The sequence below is a fragment of the Pseudomonas sp. FP2309 genome, from assembly GCF_030687575.1.
GTDB lineage: Bacteria > Pseudomonadota > Gammaproteobacteria > Pseudomonadales > Pseudomonadaceae > Aquipseudomonas.
Window position 1 is genome coordinate 2,559,571 of record NZ_CP117439.1, and the last position, 25,493, is coordinate 2,585,063.

A 25,493-nucleotide genomic window follows, 5' to 3' on the forward strand; every position below is an offset into this window, starting at 1 on the left:
CCATTTAGAGTGATAGGTATCCGCTCGCTCCATGATCAGATTCATGGCGCGACTATGGGGCTATCTTATTAAGTGGGAGTTAACCTCAAGATGACTTGAGGTTAACTATTCTGCTAGCCATGCACGCATGGTTTTAACGCGTATATATCTGTTGGAAAGCGCGCTGGTTTAAATCAGAGCGCTTGTTTGCTTTGTGTTACGGAGCGGGTACTTCCTGCAGCACCACATCCGTCGGGCTCGCCTTCTTCGGCTTGATCAGGCTGAAGTCGATCAGCGCTTTTTGCTCGCGCAGGTACGGGTTGCCGATCAGCAAGGGGCGTGGCTGGAAACTGTCGCTCACCACGCTTTTACTACGGTCCAGCTCATTGAAGCTCAGCCCGGCCAAATCGGCCCAGGTGTGAATCAACTGCGAGCTGCTGTAAGGGCGTTGCAGGTCGGCGGCAAATTTCCAGTCGTGGGTTTCGCGCCATTTGGGCGAGGCGTAGGCCATGAAGGGAATCGTGTACATCGGCGCCGTCGGCTTGCCTTCGTTACGCCCCAGCGTGGCATGACCGGCTGAGTCGAACACGTCTTCGCCGTGGTCGGACAAGTACAGCAGGAAGCCGTTGGGGTCGGTCTTGGCGTAGTCCTTGATCAGACTCGACACCACGAAGTCGTTGTACAGCACGGCATTGTCGTAGCTGTTGTAGGTGGGCAACTGATCGTCGCTGATGCCGGCCGGAACGCCTTGGCGGTCGGTGAATGTGTCGAAGGTCGGCGGGTAGCGGTACTGGTAGCTCATGTGCGTGCCGAGCAAGTGCACCACGATGAACTTGCGCTCAGCCGGATCGGCCAGGGCCTTGGCAAACGGTTCGAGCACGTCGCCGTCATATTGGCGGGCGTTCTGGTTGCGGTTGTTGTTGAGGTACACCTGCTCGTCGGCCTGTTCGGAAAAGGTCGTGAGCATGGTGTTGCGCTTGGTCATGGTTTGCTGGTTGGTGATCCAGTAGGTTTTGTAGCCGGCCTGCTTCATCACGCTGACAATCGACGGCGTTTTCAGGTACAGATCCGGGTTCTCCTCATCGGCGAACGTCAGCACCTGTTGCAGCGCTTCGATGGTGTAGGGACGTGGGGTGATGACGTTGTCGAACACCGCCAGTTGGTCGCGTAGCTTGTCCAGTTCGGGCGTGGTGTTGCGCGGGTAGCCATAGAGACTCATGCGCTGGCGGTTGGTCGACTCGCCGATCACCAGCACCAGGGTCGAGGGTTGCCCGGCCATGGTGTCCTTGAGGTTTGTCAGGGGCGCGATCTGGCTGGCGCTGTCGAGCATGCCTTGCATGTTGTCCAACTGCTCGGTGTAGCGGCGGTAGGCGACGATCATCTGCCACGGCACGGCGGGTTCGATGCGCGACTCAAAGCGGTCGAGGGCGTCTTCCATGGTGTCGCTGCGGGCGATTTGCTTGACCAGCGGGTAACCGATGATGCCCACGATAATTGCCGTTGCCGCCACCAGCGCCTGGCCGCGAGGCAGGTACACCGGGCGCACGCGGGTCCACAGGAAAATCGCCACGGCGGTGTGGGCAATAAAGGCCAGCACGATCCACCAGGCGAAGTACTGGGTGGCGTATTCACCAGCTTCGGAGATGTTCGACTCGAACATGATGAAGATGACGCTTTGGGAAAATTCCTGCTGGTAAATGAAGAAGTAACCCAGGCTGGCCATGGAACATGCCCAAAGCACTACACCGATCAGCGCCGCAAGCAGGCGTGTCCGGCGTGGGAAGATCAGCAGCGGGGCGAGCCACAGGGCGCTCATGAAGAACGCTTGGCGAAAACCACTGAAGCCGGACGTGCCGCTGATTTGGATCAGCAGCTGGGTAATCCCCGAGAAGTACCAGAAAAACAGGAATAGCCAGCCAAGACCGGCCCAATCAAAGCCTTTCGCAGACTTAGTGCTGCGTTCGAACATCGCCATCCAGCGCTCCAACCCGGTGATTTTTCAGTCGTTGCGCAGGCTGCACGCAACGTAGGCCACCCTTATGTCGGGTGGCCCGTGGGGGCGGGAGTATCGTGAATGGCGTGTGAAAACTTTGTGAGATTTTTGTAGGCGTAATCTTACAAAGTGAAGGCGAGGCTTAGCAGAGCGCTGGCTGTAGACCAGCAGGCTGGTCCAACTGGGCTTGGATGATATGAGCGCGCAGGCGCATGACTTCCTGCTGCAGGTGATCGCGTTCGTCTTTCAACTGGCGCAACTCATCGCGACGGATAGAAACGTAGAGGGTCTGTGGCGGACGGGTCATCTGTGCAGTGCTCATTGCTTACCTCGCAAATAGCCGGTGTGTCGCGGTGTGCCAGAACGCTTGAGTCGAGGTTCTCGGCAACAGTCGGAAGCAATTCTGAATTCTTTTTTACAGCAATGGAACTTTTTTATTTTTAACGGTCGTGTGACTTTCGCTGCCGTGATGGTGAAACGATGGCAACTTTTTTGTCATGAAACTACCCGGATCAGCCCCTGACTAACCCTCATTAGCCTCATTGCGCTATAAACTATGTCACACATTTTTTTGTAGTTAGGAGCATCAGCACATGCAACTGGGGATTATCGGACTAGGCCGCATGGGCGGGAATATTGCACGGCGCCTGATGCTCAATGGGCATTCCACCGTTGTTTACGACCGTAACGAAGCGTTTGTCAAAGGGTTGAGCGAGGAGGGCGCCACCGGCGTTGGCGACTTGAAAGCACTGGTTGCCGGCCTGCAAAAGCCTCGCGCCGTGTGGGTGATGTTGCCAGCAGGCGACCCGACCGAAAACACCATCAATGAACTGAGCGAGCTGCTGGAAGACGGTGACGTGATCATCGACGGCGGCAACACCAACTATAAGGACGACGTTCGACGTGGCAAGGCGTTGGCCGAAAAGGGCCTGCACTACGTTGATGTCGGCACATCCGGCGGCGTATGGGGCCTGGAACGTGGTTATTGCATGATGATCGGTGGCGACACCGAGACCGTGCAGCACCTCGACCCGATCTTCGCCAGCCTGGCGCCGGGGCTGGGCAATATTCCGCGCACCAAGGACCGTTCCGCCAGCGCCGATAAACGTGCCGAACAGGGCTACATTCACGCCGGCCCAGCGGGCGCCGGGCACTTCGTCAAGATGATCCATAACGGCATCGAGTACGGCATGATGCAGGCGTTTGCCGAAGGCTTTGACATCCTCAAGACCAAGAACTCGGACAACCTGCCGCAAGACCAGCGTTTTGACCTGAACGTGGCGGACATCGCCGAAGTCTGGCGTCGCGGCAGCGTGGTGTCGTCCTGGCTGCTGGACCTGACCGCCGATGCCCTGGCCACCGACCCGAAACTCGATGGCTACTCCGGTTCCGTCGCGGACAGCGGCGAAGGGCGCTGGACCATCGAAGCCGCCATGGAACAGGCGGTGCCGGTGCCGGTGTTGTCCACGTCGTTGTTCGCGCGTTTCCGCTCGCGCCAGCAGAGCACCTACGGTGACAAGATGCTGTCTGCCATGCGCTTCGGCTTTGGCGGTCACGTGGAGACCTCCAAAAAATGACCGCCAACGGCAAGAAACTCAAGGCCGAACCTGCTCCGCCCACTACCTTGTTTCTGTTCGGCGCCCATGGCGACCTGGTCAAGCGCCTGCTCATGCCGGCGCTGTACAACCTCAGTCGTGATGGTTTGCTGGGCGATGGCCTGCGTATTGTCGGGGTGGATCACAATGCCATCAGCGATGCCGACTTCGCCAAGAAGCTCGAGGACTTTATCCGCACCGAGGCCGCCAGCAAGGTCAAGGGCAACGCTGATAACGCCCTTGATCCTGCGTTGTGGGCACAACTGGCCAAAGGGATCAGCTACGTCGAAGGTGACTTCCTTGACGACAGCACCTATGCCGACATCGGTCAGAAGATCGCCGACAGCGGCACCGGCAATGCGGTGTTCTACCTGGCCACCGCGCCGCGCTTCTTCAGTGACGTGGTGCAGCGCCTGGGCAGTGCCGGCCTGCTGAACGAAACCGATGACAGTTTCCGCCGCGTGGTGATCGAAAAGCCGTTTGGTTCGGACCTTGCCACCGCCGAAGCGTTGAACGCCTGCCTGCTCAAGGTGATGAGCGAGAAGCAGATCTATCGCATCGACCATTACCTGGGTAAGGAAACGGTGCAGAACATCTTGATCAGCCGTTTCTCCAACGTGCTGTTCGAGGCGTTCTGGAACAACCATTACATCGACCATGTGCAAATCACCGCCGCCGAAACCGTCGGCGTGGAAACCCGGGGCAATTTCTTCGAAAAAACCGGCACCCTGCGGGACATGGTGCCCAATCACCTGTTCCAGTTGCTGGCGATGGTGGCCATGGAACCACCGGCGGCGTTTGGCGCCGACGCGGTACGCGGGGAAAAAGCCAAGGTGATTGGCGCGGTGCGTCCCTGGTCGCTGGAAGATGCGCGGGCCAACTCGGTGCGCGGTCAGTACACCGGCGGTGAGATCGGCGGCAAGCCGGTGCCCGGTTACCGCGAAGAAGCCAACGTCGCGCCCGACAGCAGCACCGAGACGTTCGTCGCGCTCAAGGTGATGATCGACAACTGGCGCTGGGTCGGCGTGCCGTTTTACCTGCGCACCGGCAAGCGCATGAGCGTGCGTGACACCGAAATCGTGATCTGCTTCAAACCGGCGCCCTATGCGCAGTTTCGCGACACCGAGGTCGATGAGGTCAAGCCCACCTACCTGAAAATCCAGATTCAACCCAATGAAGGCATGTGGTTCGACCTGTTGGCCAAAAAGCCCGGGCCGACCCTGGACATGGCCAATATCCAGTTAGGGTTCGCCTATAAGGACTTCTTCGAAATGCAACCGTCGACCGGGTACGAAACCCTGATCTACGACTGCATGACCGGGGACCAGACCTTGTTCCAGCGCGCCGACAACATTGAGAACGGCTGGCGTGCGGTGCAGCCCTTCCTGGATGCGTGGAAGCAGGACGACGGAATCCAGGCGTACAAGGCCGGTGAAGATGGTCCGGCAGCGGCGGATGCATTGCTGGCTCGCGATGGCCGCACGTGGCACTCCCTCGGATGAGTGACGCACCGATCCATCCCATCCGATTTGTACTCAGTGACATGGACGGCACGTTGTTGCACCCCGATCACTTGCCGAGCCAGCGCACGATCGACACGGTTCGCGCGCTGCGCGAGATGGGCGTGTTCTTCAGCCTGGCCAGCGGCCGGCCGCCCAAAGCCATGTTGCATATGGTTGAAGCGTTTGGCATTGATATCCCGGTGGCAGGCTTCAATGGCGGCACGTTGATCAATCCGGACGGCAGCATCCTGGTTGCCCACCATTTGCCGGCCGAGGCGGCGCTGGTCGCGCTGGCGTTGTTTTCGGGCGTAGCAGAGGTGGAAGTGTGGGTGTTTGCCGACGGAGACTGGCTGCGCCGCGACGTGCCGGGCCCGATGGAGCCGCGCGAAGCGGCCGGCCTGGGCTATGGTCCGGTGGTGGTGGAGAGTTTTGAGCCGTACCTGGATCGTATCGACAAGATCGTCGCTGCCAGTCTCAACGCGCCATTGCTGGTGGAACTGGAAGCGCGTTTGCAACCCAAAGTGCAAGGCCTGGCCCAGGTGTCGCGTTCGCAACCGGTTTATCTGGATGTGACGGCCATGCTGGCCAACAAGGGGGATGCGCTGAGAACGCTGGCGGCTCACCTTGGCGTGCCGCTGGAGCAGACCGCAGCGATCGGTGACGGCGGCAATGACCCGGCGATGTTTCACGTGGCCGGGTTGTCGATTGCCATGGGGCAGGCCGAAGAGGTTGTCAAGCGCCAGGCCAACGTGGTCACCGGCAGCAATGTCGAAGATGGCGCTGCGCAGGCGATTGAACGATTTATTCTTGCACCCCGATCAACGCTTTAAGTTCTACGGCCTAACTTGCGATCACCGTTCTACAGTGACCGCAAGTTAGCGGTGACTTACTTAGGCATTGCCCACGATTGCAATTGGTAGCCATCTTTATCGAGCTCGGCGCGCGCCTGCAACAGCAAGTCTTCCAATTGCGCCGGGTCGCTGTAAGTGGTCGACGACAGGTATTTGCTGCCGATGCGGGTATTTGTGCGGTCGATGACGCTCAGGCTGAGGGCGCCGTTGCCATCGTGCCAGGCCACGCACTGAAAGGGCTGGAAAGCACGGTCTGCGATCAAAAGAGCTTCGTTGATGCGGAGCGGGGCGTTCATGTGGGTCTCTCTCTAAATGCCCATTCAAGTGAATACCGGCGGTTGGGCTGACCGTGCGGTGGGTTACTTGTACTGATGCACGATGGCGGGGTACGGGTCACATGCTAGAGCAACATTTTTTAACTTTTCGTGATTAACATCATGTAAGCGGCTGTTTTGAAAGCTGAATGAACGTATTGACGGTCGGACACTTTATTGCTGCAAGTGCGCAGAGATGGCTTTTTGCCCGCTCTTATAGCCAATCGGTACAAGGGTAACGTCAATAACTTGCTAGTGTTGCTTTCGGGCATTACAAGCCTTTGTTTCTAAATGGTTTTACTTATCTTTGACGCCAAGGAATAGTCATGGGTGTGGCTCCTGTCCAACGCCGTTTGCTCGTGGTCGACCCCTGCGACGATTGCCATGGGCTATTGCCCGGTTTACGCACGGCCGGTTGGGCGGTGGACAGCTGCGCATTGGACGCGGTGGGCGATCGCTCCTGCGATATCGGCCTGCTGCGCTTGCAGCCGTATCACTTGGAGCGACCCGAAGCGGTCAAGGAACTGATTGCCCGCAGCGGCACCGAGTGGATCGCCGTGCTCAGCCAGGATGTGCTGCGCCTGCAAAACGTCGGCGACTTCGTCTGCGAATGGTTTTTTGATTTCCATACCCTGCCGTTCGACGTGGCGCGGGTGCAAGTCACCCTGGGCCGCGCGTTCGGCATGGCGCGGTTGCGTGCCAAAGGCCACACCCCCGTGGACGAAGGGCATGAACTGCTGGGCGAGAGCCGACCCATTCGTGAGCTGCGCAAATTGTTGTCCAAGCTGGCCCCCACCGAGTCCCCCGTGTTGATCCGTGGCGACAGCGGCACCGGCAAAGAGCTGGTGGCCAAAACCCTGCACCGTCAGTCCCAACGCCACGCCAAGCCCTTTGTGGCGATCAACTGCGGAGCGATCCCTGAGCACCTGATCCAATCCGAACTGTTCGGCCATGAAAAGGGGGCGTTTACCGGTGCCCATCAACGCAAGGTCGGACGCATCGAGGCGGCCCATGGCGGCACGCTGTTTCTTGATGAGATCGGCGATTTGCCGATGGAGCTGCAAGCCAACCTGCTGCGTTTTCTCCAGGAGAAGCAGGTTGAACGGGTGGGCGGCAGCCAGCCTATTCCGGTGGACGTGCGCGTGCTGGCGGCCACCCACGTTGACCTCGAGGCGGCTGTGGCCAAAGGCAGTTTCCGCGAGGACTTGTACTACCGCCTCAATGTGCTGCAAGTGGTCACCGCACCGTTGCGCGAGCGTCATGGCGACGTGGCGATGCTGGCCAACCATTTTTCACGTTTCTACAGTCAGGAAACCGGCCGCCGACCCCGCAGTTTCAGCGAGGACGCGCTGGTTGCCATGGGTCAACACCCGTGGCCAGGCAATGTACGCGAGCTGGCCAACCGCGTGCGCCGCGGCCTGGTGCTCGCCGAAGGGCGGCAGATAGAGGCCGTTGATCTGGGGCTGCAAGGCGAGCGGGCAATTTCACCCGCGATGTCTACACTGGAAGACTACAAGCACCGTGCCGAGCGTCAGGCGCTGTGCGATGTGCTCAATCGGCACAGCGACAATTTAAGTGTCGCGGCCCGCGTGCTGGGGATTTCCCGGCCCACGTTCTACCGGTTGCTGCACAAACACCAGATCCGCTAGGGCGGGTAAACCGAAAAGCCCCGCAACGACCCTTATCGTTACGGGGCTTTTCCTTGTGCGGACGTCAGAAGTAGTAAGGGAATTTGAGGCTGAAGGTAAAGTCCGGCGCATCGTCGGTCATGCCAATCGCCAGGTTCGGCACGATGGTCAGGTTATCCGACGCCGCAATGGTCATCCCCACGTTGAAGTAGCCGGCGTTGGCATCGCTGGACACCACCGATTGCCAGTCGCCGCCATTGGGTTTGAGCCTGCTCTTGCGTTGCACCAGGTCGGACACCGAGAACGACATGCTCATCTTCTCGTTGAGCGCGAAGGCTACGCCGACGCCGAACTGGAAGCTGTCGCCAAGGCTGACCTTGCCGCCGACTTTCTGGTTGACGTCACTGCTGATGTCATCGAATGAATCTTCAAAGTTGTGGGTGTAGGACAGCGAACCAAACAACACCGCAGGGTCGAAGGTTTTGACCAGGGAAATCCCCGGCGTGACCGACCACACGCCATTACCCGTCGGCAGGCTCTCCGGTACGAACAGGTTGTCGTTGCCGGGGGTATTGATCAGCTTGATACCAAAGGGTTCTTTGCCGGTTGGCGCCTTGACCCTCACCGAGACTACGGCATCGGGCAGGGTCGGGGTTTCGTCGAGGAACTTGTAGGCCACGCCGAAGTTGACGTCGCCAATGGTCGGGTCGCGGGTGACCGACTGTTCCGACGTCGCGGTGCCATTGTTGCCGGCGCCGGCCGACTGGTAGGTGGAATCGCGATAGACCACCGGCACGTTCACGTCGAACTGCCAGCGGTTGTCGAGGTTGTAGCGGCCGGTGAGGTCCAGGGTCCAGTTATCGGACTTGATCCGGTCCAGGTTGATGTTGCCGAGGAAAATCGAGTCCAGCGCCAGAAAGCCGTTGAGGGTCAATTGGCGCGCGTCGTAACGGGCGTAGGTCACGCCGGTTTCAAAGCTGAACTTGCCATTGCCGAAAAAGCCGCTGGCTTCGTTATAGAGGTTGCTCACACTTTGCGCAGGAGCCGAATCGTCCTTGAGGGACTGACCATACGAGCTGCCGCCACCGCCCGCGCCGCCCGCGCCGCCCGATGCCGCGGCCGCGCCGCCCGATGCCGCGGCCGCGCCGGTGCCTGCAACGGTGGCGCCACCGCCTTTCTGAAAGTCCGCCGGGGATTTGGCCAGGCGCCTCGGCGCAGGTGTCGCCGGCTGGTCTTCGACCTGACGCACACGTTGTTCCAATACGGCCAGGGCTTTTTGCTGCACCTCGTAACGCTGTTTGAGCTCCAGGAGTTCCCGCTTGAGGGTTTCGATATCGGCATCTGGCGCGGCATACAGAACGGATGCGGGCAAGAGCGTACTTAAACAGATCACCGCACGTAGCGATAACGATCGATGCATGAAATAAGCCGTCCTTTTCTAATGCGTAAGTGTCGAGGGTCAGCGTAGTTCAATAACCGAGGGTGCGTAGGCCTTTGAGTTGATCCAAGTTGCAGTTCAATGCGCCGTTATTCAAACCGTTATTGTTCATTACCACGTTGAGTTGGGTCATGTTGTTGACGAAGTTGGTGTTACCCGTCAAAACAGTGCCTTGCAGCACATTCCCGCCCCCGATCTGTTGCAGGCTGTTGCCTTGGTTATGGTTGGCCTGGATCGCCATCTGCACGCCGCCGTTGTTGGCCGATACGCTCACACGGCCTGCTGCGCTGTCCCCGGTAACGGTGCCGCCGGCCACCAGTACTTGGCCTGATTGCACGATATTGGAGGGCGCAAAACCGTTCTCGACGGTGATCCCGACATTGTTGTAGGCGGTGTTGCCATCGCCGGCGGTGCGCACGCTTTGCGTTACACCCTGGCCGCTGCCCAAACCGGCGCCACCGGTGACCGTGCCGCTGCCGGTGTTGGGGTTAGTGCCATTGCCGGTCGCGCCAGTGGTCTGCACATAGAATTGCGGGGTGATCGTCGACGCGTTGACCTGCATGCTGGCCTTGCCGGTGATGGTGTCGCCCACGGCGTTGGTCCAGGTGCTGCTCATGACAATGCCGAAGCTGATAATGCGTCCGGGCATGACATACCGGCCACGCAGCTCAGCCATGTCTGAATCCTTAAGCTCAATGGGTTTGAACGCCGATGAAGCATAAGCGGGCATTGAGGCTGCCAGACACATGACCGTCAGCCAACGGGAAGTGTTCATCTTCTGCTCCTGGAGCGTCCTGCCCCTTATTGCGCTTCTTAAAAGAAGTCGCTCTGGATGAAACCGAAATCCATCAGCTCGGCATCGCCTACGGGCCTGAACTCATTCAACTGGTTCTTGGCGGTCAGCGGGGCAGGTGGGTCAAGCAAGACATTGGTCTTGTCGTAACCTTCACCCAACACAGCGAAGACGATGCCATTCCAGCCCTTGACGAAATCATCATGCGAATAGCGCTTGTGGCCCAGTACCGGGTCGCCGATATAGACCCAGTCTTTATCGCTGCGCTGCAGCACCACGAAGTGCTTGTAGCCACGAATTTCCAGCAGGACCACCACGGGGATCTTCACGGTCACCAGTGTGTCTGGCGTGATTTTGTAGCCCCGGGCACGCATGCCGATGCTTTCGAGGTAGCGCTTCATGTCCAGCATGGAAAAACCCTGGGTGCGTACCAGGTTCTGGTCGGCGGTGACCAGCATGCCTTTGATGATGTGATCTTCGTCGACGTCCAGCCAATAGGCCTGACGCAGGATGGTGGCGAGTGCCGCGGCACCGCAGCTGAAATCGGTTTTCTGTTCCACCAGGTTGGCGAACCGGCGCTCACGGATGCTCTCGACCTTCTTGAAAATCACTGCACCGCCAGGCATGGCGGAGACCGCCATCGTGCCTGCCCACGTAGGGCCGGTGAGTGAGATCAGGAGGGCGAGGGTCACGAGGCGCATGATCGAATGACCTGTTGGACACTGGAATAAAAAAGGGCCTTGTCGCCAAGGCCCCGTTGGATCAGAAGCGCACGCCGCTGGCGCAGACGGTGCAACCTTGACCGATCGACAGGCTGTTGCTGCCTTGGTTGCCCGAACCCGATTGCAGGTTCACACCCACGTTGCCGGAGTTGCGGTTAACCGAGTTGTCGAGGCTGGAGTTGTTGGACACGTATTGAGCTTTGCTGCCATAGCCAAAACCGTGGCTGGTGGCCGCAGCGTTGAGGTAGCTGTTGCCGAGGGAGTTTTGCTCGGTGTTGGCGGCTGCAGCGATGTTTTTGCCGTCAGCAGTCACGATCGCCAGGTTGTTTTTGCCTTGGTTGCCTTGACCGGCCTGGCCGTTGTAACCCAGGTTGCCGGAGTTACCGTTAACCGAGTTGTCCAGCGAAGCGTTGTTTTGCGTGCCTTTGTTGACGAAGCTGCTCAGGCCGCTGTTCTGGTTCACGTCGACCACACCGAATACGGTGGCGGCATCGCCTTTGGCGCTGGAGATGGCGGCGGAGTTATCTGCCTGGTTGCCACTGCCGGCCTGGGTGTTGACGCCAACGTTACCGCTGTTGCCGTTTACCGAGCCATCGGCCGAGGCGTTGTTTTCGGTGTTGGTGTCGTCGAACTTGTTGATCGCGCTGTTTTGTACATCGGTCACTACAGCCGCAATGGTGCCGCTCGGTTGTGGCGTTGGGTGCCAGCTACCGGCTTGAGCGGCGGCAGCCATGAGTGCGGCGAGAGCGAAAACCAGTGGTTTCAGAGCCATTTGAGGTTTCATGGTGTTTCTCCTTGCTTCTAATTAGTTGGTTAAGTGTTGGTACGGTCCAGCGCGTACTACCAAGCGTCTACTTGATAGTGATGCCAAGGGTGTTAGCCACTCGGTTCCCCACCCCGGCACTCTGGTTCACCTGAATCACTCCTCGGCTGCCTGTGAAGGCCTGGTCGCTTGTCACGACAAGGCGGCTGCCAGTGGTGGGGGTGAGCCCTGAGTCGGTCAACTGCGTCGTGTTCTGTTGCAACAAGACGCTGTCATCGATGCTTTGCGGGCCAGGGTTGATGCTGATCCGCACGGCATTGATTGATTGGTTATTGGCCCCGGCCGACTGGTTAATGCCCAGTACACCGTTGCCGCTGGTAAAAGCGTGGCCCTGGATCGCCGCCTTGGCGTTCAGGGACGGGTCGACGTTGCCGTCCATACGCTGGCTGTTGAGGTTGGTGGCCTGGCCACCCACGGCGATGGAACGGCTGTTGGATGTTTGGTTTCTGTTGCCGGCTGCCTGGTTGATCGACAGCACACCGCCGAACTGGGTGCCACTGTTGGTGATCACGGCGCTGTCGTCGGCAAAGGCCGGCGTGCCTGCCAGCAGGGCGAGGATGAGCAGGGACCGGTTCATTGTTTGCCCCCCATCATGCTGCCGATATTGTTCAGGGGCGCCATGCCGCGTCCGATCGAATCGCTGATCTGCCCGCCCATGCTGCCCATGCTGCCGCTGCCGTGACCGGCTGTCGTTCCGGCTCCCAGTGTCGATACGCTGCCTTGAGTGGCATGTACGCCGGGCATGCTGGTGTTGGCCGAAATGGCCCGTACGATGCTCGATCCGCTGCTGACACCGCCGATGTCCCGATCACTCAGCTCGCCGGTGACACCTTGGATGTCGCGACTGGGATTGACGTTGGCAGTGCTGGGGTAGGGGTCTTTACCGAAAGCGGCGCGGCCGTACATGTGAGCTTGTACGTTGCGGCCTGTGACAATCACACCGTCATCGGCAAAGCTCGGAGCGCTGACGCCGACGCTGAGTACACAGCTGATCAGCAGTACGTTCATCGAACCTTGAGTGAGTGTGATCACGGCGGCATTCCTTAGTCTTCGCGCTGACCCTAAACAGCGCTGTAAGGGATAGAGCAGAAGCCGTGCCGCTTTTTATTTATTCTTATTATTCAACTGGTTGTAGAAAATTGGGGGCAAAGTGCCGCCAGCGGTGTTTCACCGATGAGACACTTGCCAGTGAGGCGTGCATGCCCAGGCCACATCCGAAACGATTCACCTGACTGTATCAACGATGAAACAGCGCGCATGACAAAACTGTGAATCCGCGCCGGCCGGGCGCTTCAGAGCAGCAAGGTGTTTCAAAAATGGACACTGCAGGCGCAGGAACGCCCATGTCTGCGCCCAGGGCTCAGCCTTTTGGGGTTTGGCGGGGGATGGCGTTGAGTACCGGGTTGCCTTCCTGGTTCTGAGTCAAGTAGATCGGCAAAACCTTGGGCAGAGAGGGAATGAGGTTGTTGACCTCGGTGATGTTGTAGATGCCGCCGATGCGAATGGTCCCGGTGTTGGCGTCCGCCAGCATCGCCGGCTTGTTCAGGTAACGGTTGATCAACGGCAGCGCATCGGCCAGGGCCAGGTTGTCGAGGATCAACTTGCCCTGGCGCCAGGCCAGCGCGGTGTCATCGGGATTGATCGCTTTGACGCGCGGGGTGGTGTCACCGGGTTGATAACTGGCCTGCATGCCGGGGGTCAGCGGCACGCTGCCGTGGGCTTGATCGCTGGCAATTTGCACCGAGCCTTCGAGCAACATCACCCGCACCTGATCGCCGTACTTCCATATGTTGAACTGCGTGCCCGTCACCCGCACACGGCCTTCGCCGGCGTGCACGATGAACGGGTGTGTGCGGTCATGGCTGACCTTGAAAAACGCTTCGCCTTTTTTCAGCGTGACCCGGCGCTGGTCCTTGTAGTTGCTGTAGACCAGCTCGGTGCCCAGGTTGAGTTCCACCTGGCTGCCATCGCCCAACGTGACTTGGCGCAAGCCGCTGGTGGCTTCGAATCGTTCATAGCTGTCCGGCAGCCAGCCCGCTTCCCAGCCGGTAAAGGCGGCCAGGGGCAACGCCACCAGGCAGATCGCCGCGGCGACGGCGTAGGTGCGCAGCCGATTACGCGGCTTGAACGACACGACAACCGCATCGCGCTCATCGCGCGGCAGATGGTCGGCGACGTCCCAGATTTCCAGCATGGCCGCGTATTCAAAGGCGTGCAGCGGGTGCGAATCGTGCCATTGCTCAAAAGCCAAGCGCTCGGCAGACGTGCAGTCCCCAGCGTGCAGGCGCATGCACCAATGCGCTGCGGCGTCGGTGATGGCGTCATATTCGGCTTCTGAAAGGGACTTTTCGCTCATTAACTCATCCTGATTTCGCGCATTCTAACCCCCACAGGTGGACGGCGAGAACAGCCATCATGGCGATTGCATATCAATTGGAACTTATTCTCGTTTGCCTGCACCTAAAAAACTCGGAACAAGCGTTCGTGATTTCCCACAATGGAGAATGAATATGCTGAAGAAAACCTTAGTCGCCCTGTGTGCAACCTCCGCTTTGCTCAGCGCCGGCGCTGCCTTGGCCGACAAGCCGGGTGCCGGTTGGATCACCATCGAAAAAGCCATTGAAGTGGCCAAAACCAAGGCCGGCTATATCGAAGTCTACGCGGCCGAAGCCGACGACAACGGCTACTGGGAAGTCAAAGGCCGTAAATCCGATGGCACCGTCTACGAAGCGCGCATTGACGGTGCTTCCGGCAATGTCCTGCGTGACCAGAAAGACTGATTTGCCGCGCCGGGAGCCTGTTCAGGCTCCCGCATCCAGTTCTCGCCCCAATTGACTGATCATGTAGGTCACTGAATCGGCGTTGGCCAGGATGGTGTCTATGCGCTTGTCGCTGTTGCTCATGAACACCGCACGCGCGTCCTCCAGGTTGCGCGTGCCGGTGGTACTGAGCACCTTATCCTTGAGCGGTTTGGCGAAGTCGTCCCACTCCTGGGTAAAGGCGTCCCACGTCTTGAACAACAGGCTCACGGGCGTCGACAGCGACAGCGCGTTTTCACGCAGGTCAGCCAGGTCGGTTTTCATCATGCGTGCACCCCTTATATTGACGTTAATCAGGTCTGCAAACGGGCGCATGCTGTCCAGATACGCCAAATCCTCGGTGGCGGATTTGAGATGGGTTATCTCATGGATCAGCACGGTTGCCCGTGCGTGGGCCGAGAGGTTGAACGGCGTGTTCAGCCGGTTCTGATACACGTCCATGTGCGGGTCGAAGAAGCGGTCGAGCAGGTAGATCTTTTGTGCTGCATCGTCCGACAGGATAAAGGCAAAGGTGTTTTGCGGACTTTGGCGATGGGTGCCGCAGACAAAGCGCATGGAGTCGGGCCCGATCAGGGTGTGGTTGGTCAATTCGTTGAGCACCTCGTCGACGCGCCGCTCGATACGGTGCACTTGCTCGGGCGTCAGCGTCACGACACCGAACAATTCACTGAAGAACCGCCCAAGTCGGCTGTCGCGCCTGCGCTGCGCGGCAAAATGCAGCAGGTTGCGTTTGCAGGTCACGGTGTAATACGTCGCAACGTTGAGCGCTTCATCGATACACAGGGCTTTCCAGCTGGATAGCGCCGCTATTTCGCGCATGCCCACCGCTTCGATATTCATCGCCTGCCGTTCGGCCTCGCGGGTACTGCGCCTGCCGGCGTAGCGACTCAGGGTTTTGCCGAAGCGCGGGTGATGGCGGTCCAGGTCCAGCACCCATTCGCCCTGAGTATTGCGCTGCACGTAAGGGCCGTGCTGCTCACCCTGGCTCATGCGCCAATGGTTCCCGGCTTTTCTGACTGAGTACACCTTGCCCGCCATTGGCACGAACCTGCGGGTGGTCGCGTCCCGGTAAACGTGGGTCTGTGCGCTGTGCTGTAGATTCTCCAAGGCACCATCGTGGTATTCAAACGCCTGCAGTCGGGTGCGTTGCGGGGCGGTCAACGTTAGCTCCTCCAGCGACGGCGCAGCGGGTGGCGGCGCTTGCAGCCATTGTTCCAGGGAAGGCTGTTCTTCCGGTGGCGAAGTCTGGGGCTGTAGCCTGTCCAGCTCGGTGCGCAGCGTGGCCAGTTCAGCCACACCGCCGGCGAAGGTCTTCAGGGCGTGTTGCCAGCGTTGTTGCTGCAAGTCCTCGGCAGCGGTCTGGAATAGCTTGTAGCTGCGCCACACCACTTGCGGATAGGTGAGTTTGCCGGCGATGAACTGCAAACTGTTGGGGATGTGTTCGGTGAACAGGCGGGTCACGGCGTCCCATTGCGTCTCGCCCGTAGGCTCAAACTGGCAGGTGAGCATCTGCGACAGCATGCCGAGATTGTCCTGAAACAGTTGGCTGAGCAGGTTGCCCGAGATAGGCGAGCGGCCCAGGCGGATCTCCGAGGCGCCTGCACGCCGGTGCTGGCCGAGCAGGTTGCGGTAAGTCGCCTGCTGCGGTGCTGCCAGTCGCCCCAATACCCACGCCTGCAGCGCGCCGGCCGTGGTGAACTCATTGAGCAATGCACTTTCATCGGCGTATTCGCATAACAGGTGTTGCGGGCTGTAGGGCGCAAACAGCACAAGAGGCCCGGAAGCCGAAGCCGTCGGACCTATCAGGTAGCACCCCAGCGCCTTGGCCAGCGCTGCGCCGGGGGTGGCGACCAATTCCAGAGGGCGAATCATCGCCTGGGTGCCGCGCACGGCCGCGCGCGCCAGGGCGTCGGGCATATCGAAGACTTGCCTGACAAAGCTCCAGGCTGACGCGGACAGCCGTTCTTCGAGATGTTGTTGGTGGGCGTATTGCAGCAGTTGCCACGGCAATTGTCGGCAGAACAAGCGGCGGCGTTCGTGCGCATCGGTGCTCTGGCCGGCGAGGCGGGCCGTGAGTTGCTGTTGATAGAGGCTGCTCAGGTCCAGTTGTCGAACCAGTTGAACAATGGCGTTGCCGTCCAATGCCGCTGGTAATGCGAGGGTGGTGCGTGAGCGTGGTCGGAGTGCGTCGCCGTGCAACTCGGGCAGGTGGCTAAGGGCGAAGTCGGCCAGGCTTTGGGTGTTGCCCTCCAGGTCGATACGGCCGGGGATCAGGATGTTGTCCGGGTTGATCACCTCGCCGGGAAAGCGAGCATTGAGCAAGGTCGAAAGGCCGCTGACCACGGCTGCGCGTATCGGCGTGATGCTGTGCAGGTAGTCACGCTCGTCCGGTGCGCTAAGGCGGTACTGTTCGAGCAGCTCGGCGTGCAGGATTTGCGCTTGGGGCGGTGCCATGCCTAGCCAAGCGGGCAGCGCCTGCTGATTGACTAGCGCACGCGCGATGGCAATCGACCTTGGCACATTGGAAGGCGCGACGCGACGGATCAGGCGGTCCATGCAGCCCTCAAAACGCGTGGCGCTCAGTCCCATCGAGAACAGAGGGTCAATTTCGGCCCGGGTGAACTCGCTGTAGCTCTGCTGGCGGTCATGCAGCAGATGCTCGTCGATACGTTGCAGCGGGCCAAGCGCATAAAGCTGATGGGGCACCCGTTTGGAGATCGCCAGGTTCTCCACCAGGGCCAGTCGCGCCAAGGGGTCTTGCAAGCGTTGCGCCAGTGTCACCCGCAACGCCTCTATTGAGGTGAACGCTTCGTAGCCCCGGCGGGGCGTCCACAGCAGCGCCGCGCCTGAATGGCTGGGGTCTGTGCCGCCGCGTTCGGTCAGTACAAAACAATTGGCCAGCGGCTGGGGGAGGGGCTGCGCGCCGAGGGTGAGGGTCAGGCTGAATGCGTCCGGTATAAAACCGTCGAGGCCGTGGCGGGTCAGTCGGGTCATGCTGTCGGCGTGCAGCACGTTGTCCAGCAGCGCGACAGCCTGGGAAGGCAGGCTCTTGTCCAGGCGCCTCAGCGCCATCTCTGCGCGTAAACCCTGCAAAAAAGCGTGGCTCAGGTGCGTCTGGTTATCGTGACGCAGCCCGTGAGGCAGGTTGCGCAGAGTGTTTTGCGCAAACGTGGCCAGCACCTGCTCGACTGCGGCGTTAAAGGTCTCGGTGGTCAGGTTGTGCAACACAAACGCAGCGCCCTCACTGCGCGGGCCGTAGAACTTGGTCTGGGGCGCGTCAAGCAGTGCGTCGGCTTGCCGTGCCAGGCGGGCGATGAAGTGCTCAACCATGCTCAAGGACGTCTGCGGTGTGCGCTGTTCGCGTTCCTCGGCCTTGCTGGCGTAGGTGTTGATATAGACCTCATCGGCCTTAAGCGCCAATTGCCTTCTGGCCAGTTCGGCATCCAGCGCATGCGCCACCAGCCCACGCAGGCGCGGGTGTGTGCCGCGCTCCAGCGCGAGGGCCGCTTCCACCGTGTGCAGTCGTTGCACGTGCAGCTTGGCTTTTTCCGCCTGCACCGTGGCGGGGTGCCCGACGCCGCTGGCTATTGGGTGCACGGTCCAGCGTCCGCCGGTCTCGTGCTCCAGCAGGCGACTGTCGAGCATCGCGCGCACGTCCAGGGCGCTGTCGAGCAGCGCCGCCAGGTCGATGCCGGCCGAGCTGCGCCGATACAACCCCAGCGCATGTTCCAGGTTGGCCAATTGCTTGGCGACAATGTCGTCGAGCATTTCCTGGAAGATATCGCCGCTTAGCGGCTGCCCCGTCACCTGTATCGCGTCCATGCCTATCAATACATCGCGCTCCTCCAGCGAGAGGCAGTTGAGCAGTTCGTCTTCGTGCCCGGCGGTTTTGAGCATCGCCAGGAGGGTATCGTTGAGGTCCTTAAAGTCCTCGAGCACCTGCAAACCCCGGGATTGGGTGTAGAGGTAGGCGTGGCTATTGCCGATCATCAAGGTACTGGCCAGGTCGACGTAGTGCTGGAACGGTGCCTGGACGCGTACTTTTTCGACGCTCAGGGCGCCGGCCAACGCGCTGCGTGAGTTCTGGTCCGGCAGGAACACGGCTCGCAGGCTTTGGCTTTCATCGCCTGTCACGACCCGGTCCTGATGCTTGAACAGCAGATCGGCGCGAAACTTGTCGCGCATGGCCTGGGCAAAAAATTGCAGGCGCGACTGGCCGCTTTGCATGTCTTCGTTCCAGTAGGTCTGCACCAGGCTACTGAGCAGTTTCGACAGAATGCCGCTGGTCTGTTCAACCACGCTGTTCCAGCGTTGCAGGTTTTGTTCGCGTTGCGCCTGGGTCAGACCCGCGGTGTCGTAGGCCGGGTTGGTGAACGTGTGGGTTTGGCCTGCCGGCCAGGCATGCTTGACATAGAAGCTGAGCAGCGCGTCGCGCAAGGGTTCGCAAGCCACCCAGCGCCTGGTATCGCCGACCTGCGCACCGGTGAAGTAATTCACCTGCGTGTCGCGAGGGTCCAGGCCTGGAAAGTCGGAACGGGCCATGATGGCCAGCAAGGTGTCAAGCATCCCGTTCAGGCTGGGGAGCTTGCGTAACTCATTGAGCATCGCCGCCACGTTTTTCTGCTGGCCGGCGCCGATGAGTTGCGCCTGGTCCGCCATCACCGCGCCGGGGATGGCGGCGGTGGAGACTCTCAGCGGCGCGGCTGTGGACAGCGCATCGCGCTCGATGATCGACACCCAGTGCAGCAGGTCGCTGCGTTTGGCCGGTTGTTTCAGGCGTTCCGTCACGTCGTTGAGCAGCGCGGCGTGACTGTCGAACAGTTCCAGGCCGCCATCGGGTGTGTAGAGCACCGCCTTTTGGCCGTCAGGCGTTGGGCTCATCATGAAAGCGCCGGCCAGCGGCACGGCGGGTTTGCCCTCAGGGTTGACCAGTAAGCGTTCTACCCGCATGGGGTACCCGTGCAGGGCCCGGTCCTGACGGGCGCTGTCGGTGGCATAGTACAAGGTGTGCAGCCATTCGAGATCCTTGAGCGTGAGCCCCAGTGCGCGCTCTCTTGGGGTGGGCTCCTTGCGTTTGAGCGGGTGCAGGAACTCATCGAAAAAATACGGTGGGGTGATGCTCGCCATGGCGCGCTCCATTGAGGTGGCGGGGTAGAGGCACCAAGGTAGGAGGCATCGTTGGGCGGCTGGCGGTAGATAACTGGGCCAGACTCACAACGGTCGTTGACAGCAAGCACCGCAGGCGTTGTTTAATCGGCGGTCTGGATTGTTGTTGTCTCTTCCAATTATAAAATCGGAGCTACAGATGTCTGCCCAGTCCCCGATCGTCGACAGTGCGACAGCGTTCATTGGTTTCAGCGACCTGACAGGGTTGCTCCACGCCATCTTTGTGAAGCACGGCACCTCGCCTGAGGTGGCGGCGATTCTGGCGCACAACTGCGCCAGCGCCGAGCGCGACGGCGCTCATAGCCACGGCATCTTTCGCATCCCCGGCTACCTCAGCACCCTGGCCAGCGGCTGGGTGGACGGCAAGGCCGTGCCGGTGGTCACCGATGTGGCCTCAGGTTTCGTGCGGGTCGATGCCGCCAACGGCTTCGCCCAGCCGGCGCTGGCGGCGGCGCGCTCGCTGCTGATCGATAAGACTCGCAGTGCCGGTATTGCGTTGCTGGCTATTCACAATTCCCACCATTTCGCCGCCCTCTGGCCCGATGTCGAACCCTTCGCCGAAGAAGGCCTGGTGGCGCTGAGCGTGGTTAACAGCATGACCTGCGTGGTGCCCCATGGCGCCGACCGTCCGCTGTTCGGCACCAATCCCATCGCTTTCGCCGCGCCACGTGCCGACGGCGCGCCGATTGTGTTCGACCTGGCCACCAGCGCCATTGCCCACGGCGATGTGCAAATTGCCGCGCGCAAAGGCGAGCGTTTGCCGCCGGGCATGGGTGTTGACAGCCTCGGGCAGCCCACCCAGGACCCTAAGGCCGTGCTGGAAGGCGGCGCGTTGCTGCCGTTTGGCGGGCACAAGGGCTCGGCCTTGTCGATGATGGTCGAGTTGCTGGCGGCGGCGTTGACCGGTGGCAACTTCTCCTTCGAGTTCAACTGGGCCGATCATCCCGGCGCACGCACGCCCTGGACCGGGCAGTTGGTAATCGTGATTGACCCGAGCAAAACCGCCGGGCAAAACTTCGCCGAGCGCAGCCAGGAACTGGTGCGGCAGATGCATGCGGCGGGGTTACGGCGTTTGCCGGGGGATCGACGTCATCGCACACGGGCGAAATCGTTGGAAGCGGGGATCGAACTGGAGGCGCGCGACTTGGCGCAATTGCAGGCGCTGCTGGCGGATTGAACGATTGAAAACGGGCTGCGCCAACGGCGCAGCCCGGCCAGTCAGTTGCGGCGACCCAGCAACAGGCCAACCACCAGGCCGAAGCCTGCAGAGATGGCCACGGTCTGCCACGGGTGGCCACCGATGTAGGTCTCGGTGGCATCCACCACCGGCTTGCTGCGCTCGCGCACGTTGGACACCGAGTCCAGGGCTTGCTTGAGCTTGATCGCCACTTGTTCGCGCAGGGTTTCACCTTCTTCGCCGACCAGTGAGGCGCTGCTCTTGAGCAGCTTGTCCGACTCTTCGATCAGCGCCGTGAGTTCGCTGAAGGCTTGATCCTTGATTTGGTCTTCGGCAGCTTGAGCAGCGGTTTTGCGGGCCATTGTGTGACTCCTTGCGGGTGAATGTGACAGTGAACAATGGAGTATCGCGCCGTGCCAAAAGTTGCGTTTTTTTTGAGGCGCGCGTGGTCTTGAGCTAAATCCGAATCTGGAAGTTTCGACCTACCGTGTAAGATGTCACCTATTTGTGCAGCAGGTAATTCAACATGAGCTTCAATCTCGCCAACAAAACCCTCGCCGAACGCGCCGAGCTGGAAGATGAAAAGTCCCGCCTGTACGACCTGTGGCAAACCAACCTGGGCAAAGCCAAGGGCGAAGCCGCGCGATTGTTCGGTGAGCGTGCCAAGCGCAAGGGCAAATGGGCCGAATGGGTCCGCGCCGAGCTCGACGGCATGTCGCCGCCGGAGTTTTCCAATATGGTGCGCAGTGAAGTCAACAAGCTGATGGCAGCGGCGAAGTAAAACTCGCCACGATCGCCTCGCGTACCTTGAGCAACATCGGGTCCAATTGCACCTGGGTGCGCCAACCCAGTTCCACCGGGTAGCGCGGCAGCGCCAGGGGGCAGGGCAGTACACGCAGGCCCGTCATCTCCGCGATGGCCTGCGCCGCATGCCCAGGAATGGTCGCCACCGCCTGGCTGCCCTTGAGCAGAAACGGCAGCGCGGCAAAGTGGCTGGTCGAGGCGCATACCTGGCGGCTCAGGCCCAGCGCCGCCAACCCCTCATCGGTAATCCCGATAAAACCGCCGGACGACACCAATACGTGCTCGCGGGCGACAAATTCGTCGAGGCTGATGCCGTGCTGCTCAGGCGCAAGCGTGGCCGGGTCCACCAGGCAGCGGTAATCGCCTTCTGCCAACACCTGGCGACTCAAGCGGTTCTGGGCAAAGCCACCGGCCGTAATTGCCAGGTCCAGCGTGCGCTCGAGCAGGGCGCTTGCGACGATCTGGCTGTGGGTCTGGCGGAAAATCACGCGCAGTTTCGGCAAACGTTGCGCGATCTCCCACATCAACCGACGGCCGTAGGCGATTTCAAAATCGTCGGACAGCCCCACCACCACCGAGCGCCCCTGATAGTGCGGGTGTTCCGGATTGACCATCGCCAGGCTCTGGCGGCAGCGGTCCAACGCCTCACTGATCACCGGCTTCAACTGATTGGCCCGCAGCGTCGGCGCCAGGCCGCGGCCGGTGCGTACGAATAACGGGTCGCCATACACCTGGCGCAAACGCCGCAGGCCAGCGCTGATGGCCGATTGGGTCACGCCCAGGCGCAATGCAGCGCGGGAGGCGCTGGACTCGTCATGCAGGGCTTCGAAGGTTTTGAGCAGGTTCAGATCGACCTGGGCGATATTCATTTGGCTCATATCATTCAGTGCTGAGGTGGGCTTTATTCATGATCCTGGCTGGCAGCAGAATGCGCAACCCGCCCTTTTTGGAGTGATCTTGATGCCTGTGTCTACCGTGGCTGCTTTGCAAATCGGCTCCCTGCCAAGTGGCAAGGCTGAAACCCTCGAACAAATCCTGAGCTATGAGGACGAGATCAAACGCAGTGGCGCGCAACTGGTGGTCATGCCCGAGGCGTTGCTCGGCGGCTACCCCAAGGGTGAAGGGTTCGGCACGCAACTGGGCTACCGCTTGCCCGAGGGTCGCGAAGCCTTTGCCCGCTACTTTGCCAATGCCATTGATGTGCCGGGTGCCGAGACCGAGGCGCTCGTCGGCCTGTCGGCGCGCACCGGCGCGAGCCTGGTGCTGGGGGTGATCGAGCGCAGCGGCAGCACCTTGTACTGCACCATGTTGTATATCGAACCGACCGGGGGCCTGGTGGCCAAGCACCGCAAGCTGATGCCCACCGGCACCGAACGGCTGATTTGGGGCAAGGGCGACGGCTCGACCTTGCCGGTGATCGACGCGGCGGTAGGGCGCATCGGCGGCGCCGTGTGCTGGGAAAACATGATGCCGCTGTTGCGCACGGCGATGTACGCCAAAGGGGTCGAGGTGTGGTGTGCGCCCACGGTGGATGAGCGCGACATGTGGCAGGTGAGCATGCGCCACGTGGCCCATGAGGGGCGCTGCTTTGTGGTGAGTGCCTGCCAGGTGCAGGCCTCGCCTGAGGCGTTGGGGCTGGAGATTGCCAACTGGCCGTCAGACCGCCCACTGATCGCCGGCGGCAGTGTGATCGTCGGTCCGATGGGCGACATTCTTGCCGGTCCGCTGCTGGGTAAAGCAGGGCTGCTGACCGCACGGATCAATACCGATGACCTGGTGCGCGCACGGTATGACTATGACGTGGTGGGGCATTACGCCCGGCCGGATGTGTTTGAGTTGACGGTGGACGAACGCGAAAAGCCCGGGGTGCGGTTTATCGCTGACTGAGCAGTGTGACTACCAGGTTGCAGCGTTCGGCATATCCAGGGTGCCGCGGTCCACAAACCGCAGGGTGCCGAACACACCTCCCGCCAGCTTGCCGCGCAGCACGTAGGGCAAGTTGTTCAAGCTCTGGGTCTGGCTCAGGCCCAGGGTCTGGCGCAACACCGAGAATGCCGAAACGCTTACCGGCACTATCAGCACCCGCTCCGAAAAGCGTGGAATGCTCCCGGCCTGGTCGCTCACCCCCGACGCCAACGGCCGGCCATTGACCTCCAGGTCCAGGGCCACGCCGTTGTAATCGATCGCAGTTTCGTTGGGGTTCTGCACCCGCAGTTTTACCGCGAAGCGCACTTCCAGCTCCTGGCTTTGCAGCGGCTCGATGCCCACCACGTTGACCGTGACCGGGTCGCGGTTGGGGAACAGCGCGCAGGCGCTCAAGGTCAGCAACAACAGTGATAGAACCATGAGCTTGCGCATTAACAGGTGCTCCTATTTCGTGACGTCCGGGTCCTGCATGACTTTGAGGGTAGAAGACTCCGGATCAAATTCATCTTCCTCCAGCTCTATGAACTCCTCGGGCAGGAAAATGTTCAGCACGATGGCACAAAACGCGCCCACGGTAATCGGCGACTCGAAGATGTTATGCAGCGCCTGAGGCAATTCGCGCAGCACTTGCGGCACGGCGGCGACGCCCAGGCCCATGCCCAGGGAGATCGCCACGATCAGCACATTGCGTCGATGCAGCCCGGCTTCGGCGAGGATCTTGATACCGGCCACCGCCACGGTGCCGAACATAATCAGGGTCGCACCGCCCAGCACCGGCTTGGGCATCAGTTGCAGCACCGCGCCGATCATCGGGAACAGGCCCAGCAGCACCAGCAGGCCGGCAATAAAGTACGCCACGTAGCGGCTGGCCACGCCGGTCAACTGGATCACGCCGTTGTTCTGGGCAAACGTCACCATCGGCAGGCTGTTGAAGGTCGCCGCCATCGCCGAGTTGAGGCCGTCGGCCAGCAGGCCAGCCTTGATGCGCTTGATATACAGCGGGCCCTTGACCGGCTGCTGGGAAATCATCGAGTTGGCGGTCAGGTCTCCGGCGGCTTCCAAGGGCGAAATCAGGAAGATCACCGCCACTGGAATAAACGCCACCCAGTCGAACGAGAAGCCATATTTGAACGGCACCGGCACGCTGATCAACGGCACCTGGGGCAAGGCCGCCATGTCCACGCGGCCCAGCCACCAGGCCACCACAAAGCCCAGGGTCAGGCCGATCACAATCGAGCCCAGGCGCAGGAACGGGTTGTTGAATCGGTTAAGCACCACAATGGTCAGCAGCACCAGCGCGGCCAGGCCCATATTACCGGCCGCGCCGAGGTCGCTGGCACCAAAGCCACCGGCCATGTCGGTGACCGCCACTTTGATCAGCGACAAACCCATCAGCGTGATGATGGTGCCGGTCACCACGGGGGTGATCAGTTTGCGCAGCTTACCGATGAACTGGCTGAGCACCACCTCGATAAAAGCGGCGAAAAAACAGATGCCAAAGATCGTCGAGAGGATCTCATCGGTGCCGCCGCCGCGGGCCTTGACCATAAAGCCTGCGCTGAGGATCACGCTGATAAACGAAAAGCTGGTGCCCTGCAGGCACAGCAAGCCCGAACCGATCGGACCGAACTTACGCGCCTGCACAAAGGTGCCAAGCCCCGACACGAACAGCGCCATGCTCACCAGGTACGGCACCTCGCTTTCCAGGCCAAGCACGCCGCCAACGATCAGGGTGGGGGTGATGATGCCGACAAAACTGGCCAGCACATGTTGCAGCGCGGCAAATAGCGCCGCGGTGAAATGCGGGCGGTCGTCAAGGCCATAGATCAGGTCGGATTTATAGCGCGGGCGGGGGGCTTGAGCGTCAGACAAAATATGGGCTCGGGTCAGAAAATGGAGGCGCAGGATGCCAGAAACGGCCAGTGGTCAGAAGTGTGAAAAAATATTTATGAATGTCCTGTGT

23 protein-coding genes are annotated in these 25,493 nt (G+C 60.6%); 8 read left to right on the plus strand and 15 right to left on the minus strand.

Annotation, left to right across the window (positions count from 1 at the left end; translation table 11 throughout):
- Nucleotides 1-196 precede the first annotated feature (196 nt).
- Together PSH59_RS11715 and PSH59_RS11720 are read right to left on the minus strand one after the other, a co-directional pair.
- Entirely contained in the window at nt 197-1,954 is a 1,758-nt protein-coding gene (locus PSH59_RS11715; RefSeq protein ID WP_248083723.1) for a phosphoethanolamine transferase CptA, read from the minus strand.
- A gap of 160 nt (nt 1,955-2,114) precedes the next feature.
- On the minus strand, nt 2,115-2,279 hold the full coding sequence (locus tag PSH59_RS11720) for a DUF6026 family protein (RefSeq protein WP_305395294.1): 165 nt from the start codon (nt 2,277-2,279) through the stop codon (nt 2,115-2,117).
- Between the two features lie 286 nt (nt 2,280-2,565).
- Between PSH59_RS11720 and gnd the strand changes: the two genes are divergently transcribed.
- Genes gnd through PSH59_RS11735 form a run of 3 tightly spaced genes read left to right on the plus strand, consistent with a single transcriptional unit; the run spans nt 2,566 to nt 5,899 of the window.
- Nucleotides 2,566-3,549 carry a phosphogluconate dehydrogenase (NAD(+)-dependent, decarboxylating) gene (gene gnd, locus PSH59_RS11725; protein WP_305395119.1) on the plus strand — a complete coding sequence of 328 codons (984 nt, stop codon included), beginning with the start codon at nt 2,566-2,568 and terminating at the stop codon, nt 3,547-3,549.
- Complete coding sequence (zwf, locus tag PSH59_RS11730) at nt 3,546-5,069, plus strand: glucose-6-phosphate dehydrogenase (RefSeq protein WP_248083725.1); 1,524 nt, start codon at nt 3,546-3,548, stop codon at nt 5,067-5,069. Before gnd ends, zwf begins: the two co-directional genes overlap by 4 nt.
- Nucleotides 5,066-5,899, plus strand: coding sequence for an HAD family hydrolase (locus PSH59_RS11735; protein WP_305395120.1), 834 nt, complete (start codon nt 5,066-5,068; stop codon nt 5,897-5,899). Before zwf ends, PSH59_RS11735 begins: the two co-directional genes overlap by 4 nt.
- 56 nt (nt 5,900-5,955) lie before the next feature.
- On the opposite strand, the gene PSH59_RS11740 is transcribed toward PSH59_RS11735, so the two are convergent.
- Nucleotides 5,956-6,216 (minus strand): hypothetical protein, encoded by a 261-nt coding sequence (locus PSH59_RS11740; protein WP_248083727.1) that lies wholly within the window; start codon nt 6,214-6,216, stop codon nt 5,956-5,958.
- Between the two features lie 344 nt (nt 6,217-6,560).
- On the opposite strand from PSH59_RS11740, the gene PSH59_RS11745 reads away from it, so the two are divergent.
- On the plus strand, nt 6,561-7,883 hold the full coding sequence (locus PSH59_RS11745) for a sigma-54 dependent transcriptional regulator (RefSeq protein ID WP_248083728.1): 1,323 nt from the start codon (nt 6,561-6,563) through the stop codon (nt 7,881-7,883).
- Nucleotides 7,884-7,947: 64 nt separating this feature from the next.
- Here the strand turns inward: PSH59_RS11745 and PSH59_RS11750 are convergent, their stop codons facing one another.
- The 7 genes from PSH59_RS11750 to PSH59_RS11780 all read right to left on the minus strand — a co-directional run bounded on the left by PSH59_RS11750 (nt 7,948) and on the right by PSH59_RS11780 (nt 13,994).
- Complete coding sequence (locus tag PSH59_RS11750; protein ID WP_305395121.1) at nt 7,948-9,282, minus strand: hypothetical protein; 1,335 nt, start codon at nt 9,280-9,282, stop codon at nt 7,948-7,950.
- Nucleotides 9,283-9,331: 49 nt separating this feature from the next.
- The gene (locus PSH59_RS11755) at nt 9,332-10,075 is read right to left on the minus strand and encodes a hypothetical protein (RefSeq protein WP_248083730.1); all 744 of its coding nucleotides are present in this window, start codon (nt 10,073-10,075) and stop codon (nt 9,332-9,334) included.
- Between the two features lie 38 nt (nt 10,076-10,113).
- On the minus strand, nt 10,114-10,794 hold the full coding sequence (locus PSH59_RS11760; protein ID WP_248083731.1) for a C39 family peptidase: 681 nt from the start codon (nt 10,792-10,794) through the stop codon (nt 10,114-10,116).
- Between the two features lie 61 nt (nt 10,795-10,855).
- Nucleotides 10,856-11,599 (minus strand): hypothetical protein, encoded by a 744-nt coding sequence (locus tag PSH59_RS11765; RefSeq protein WP_248083732.1) that lies wholly within the window; start codon nt 11,597-11,599, stop codon nt 10,856-10,858.
- Between the two features lie 67 nt (nt 11,600-11,666).
- On the minus strand, nt 11,667-12,215 hold the full coding sequence (locus PSH59_RS11770) for an adhesin (protein WP_305395122.1): 549 nt from the start codon (nt 12,213-12,215) through the stop codon (nt 11,667-11,669).
- Complete coding sequence (locus tag PSH59_RS11775) at nt 12,212-12,670, minus strand: hypothetical protein (RefSeq protein WP_248083734.1); 459 nt, start codon at nt 12,668-12,670, stop codon at nt 12,212-12,214. Before PSH59_RS11775 ends, PSH59_RS11770 begins: the two co-directional genes overlap by 4 nt.
- A 328-nt stretch (nt 12,671-12,998) precedes the next feature.
- The gene (locus tag PSH59_RS11780) at nt 12,999-13,994 is read right to left on the minus strand and encodes a FecR family protein (RefSeq protein ID WP_305395123.1); all 996 of its coding nucleotides are present in this window, start codon (nt 13,992-13,994) and stop codon (nt 12,999-13,001) included.
- 154 nt (nt 13,995-14,148) lie between these two features.
- Here PSH59_RS11780 and PSH59_RS11785 point away from each other — a divergent pair, with 154 nt between their 5' ends.
- Nucleotides 14,149-14,418 carry a PepSY domain-containing protein gene (locus tag PSH59_RS11785; RefSeq protein ID WP_248083736.1) on the plus strand — a complete coding sequence of 90 codons (270 nt, stop codon included), beginning with the start codon at nt 14,149-14,151 and terminating at the stop codon, nt 14,416-14,418.
- A 21-nt stretch (nt 14,419-14,439) separates the two neighbouring features.
- Here the strand turns inward: PSH59_RS11785 and PSH59_RS11790 are convergent, their stop codons facing one another.
- Nucleotides 14,440-19,584 carry a dermonecrotic toxin domain-containing protein gene (locus tag PSH59_RS11790; protein WP_305395124.1) on the minus strand — a complete coding sequence of 1,715 codons (5,145 nt, stop codon included), beginning with the start codon at nt 19,582-19,584 and terminating at the stop codon, nt 14,440-14,442.
- A 178-nt stretch (nt 19,585-19,762) separates the two neighbouring features.
- Between PSH59_RS11790 and PSH59_RS11795 the strand changes: the two genes are divergently transcribed.
- Nucleotides 19,763-20,800, plus strand: coding sequence for an Ldh family oxidoreductase (locus PSH59_RS11795; RefSeq protein ID WP_305395125.1), 1,038 nt, complete (start codon nt 19,763-19,765; stop codon nt 20,798-20,800).
- Nucleotides 20,801-20,841: 41 nt separating this feature from the next.
- Here PSH59_RS11795 and PSH59_RS11800 read toward each other — a convergent pair whose 3' ends face one another.
- Nucleotides 20,842-21,162, minus strand: coding sequence for a YqjD family protein (locus PSH59_RS11800; protein WP_248083739.1), 321 nt, complete (start codon nt 21,160-21,162; stop codon nt 20,842-20,844).
- A gap of 164 nt (nt 21,163-21,326) precedes the next feature.
- On the opposite strand from PSH59_RS11800, the gene PSH59_RS11805 reads away from it, so the two are divergent.
- Entirely contained in the window at nt 21,327-21,581 is a 255-nt protein-coding gene (locus tag PSH59_RS11805) for a hypothetical protein (protein WP_003190904.1), read from the plus strand.
- Here PSH59_RS11805 and PSH59_RS11810 read toward each other — a convergent pair.
- On the minus strand, nt 21,553-22,473 hold the full coding sequence (locus PSH59_RS11810; RefSeq protein WP_305395126.1) for a LysR family transcriptional regulator: 921 nt from the start codon (nt 22,471-22,473) through the stop codon (nt 21,553-21,555). The genes PSH59_RS11805 and PSH59_RS11810 overlap by 29 nt on opposite strands.
- 91 nt (nt 22,474-22,564) lie before the next feature.
- Between PSH59_RS11810 and PSH59_RS11815 the strand changes: the two genes are divergently transcribed.
- On the plus strand, nt 22,565-23,491 hold the full coding sequence (locus tag PSH59_RS11815) for a carbon-nitrogen hydrolase family protein (RefSeq protein WP_305395127.1): 927 nt from the start codon (nt 22,565-22,567) through the stop codon (nt 23,489-23,491).
- Between the two features lie 9 nt (nt 23,492-23,500).
- Here PSH59_RS11815 and PSH59_RS11820 read toward each other — a convergent pair whose 3' ends face one another.
- Both PSH59_RS11820 and PSH59_RS11825 read right to left on the minus strand, forming a co-directional pair.
- A complete protein-coding gene (locus tag PSH59_RS11820; protein WP_305395128.1) occupies nt 23,501-23,962 on the minus strand; it encodes an LEA type 2 family protein in 462 nt (153 codons plus the stop codon).
- 12 nt (nt 23,963-23,974) lie between these two features.
- On the minus strand, nt 23,975-25,402 hold the full coding sequence (locus tag PSH59_RS11825) for a nucleobase:cation symporter-2 family protein (RefSeq protein ID WP_305395129.1): 1,428 nt from the start codon (nt 25,400-25,402) through the stop codon (nt 23,975-23,977).
- Between the last annotated feature and the right edge of the window lie 91 nt (nt 25,403-25,493).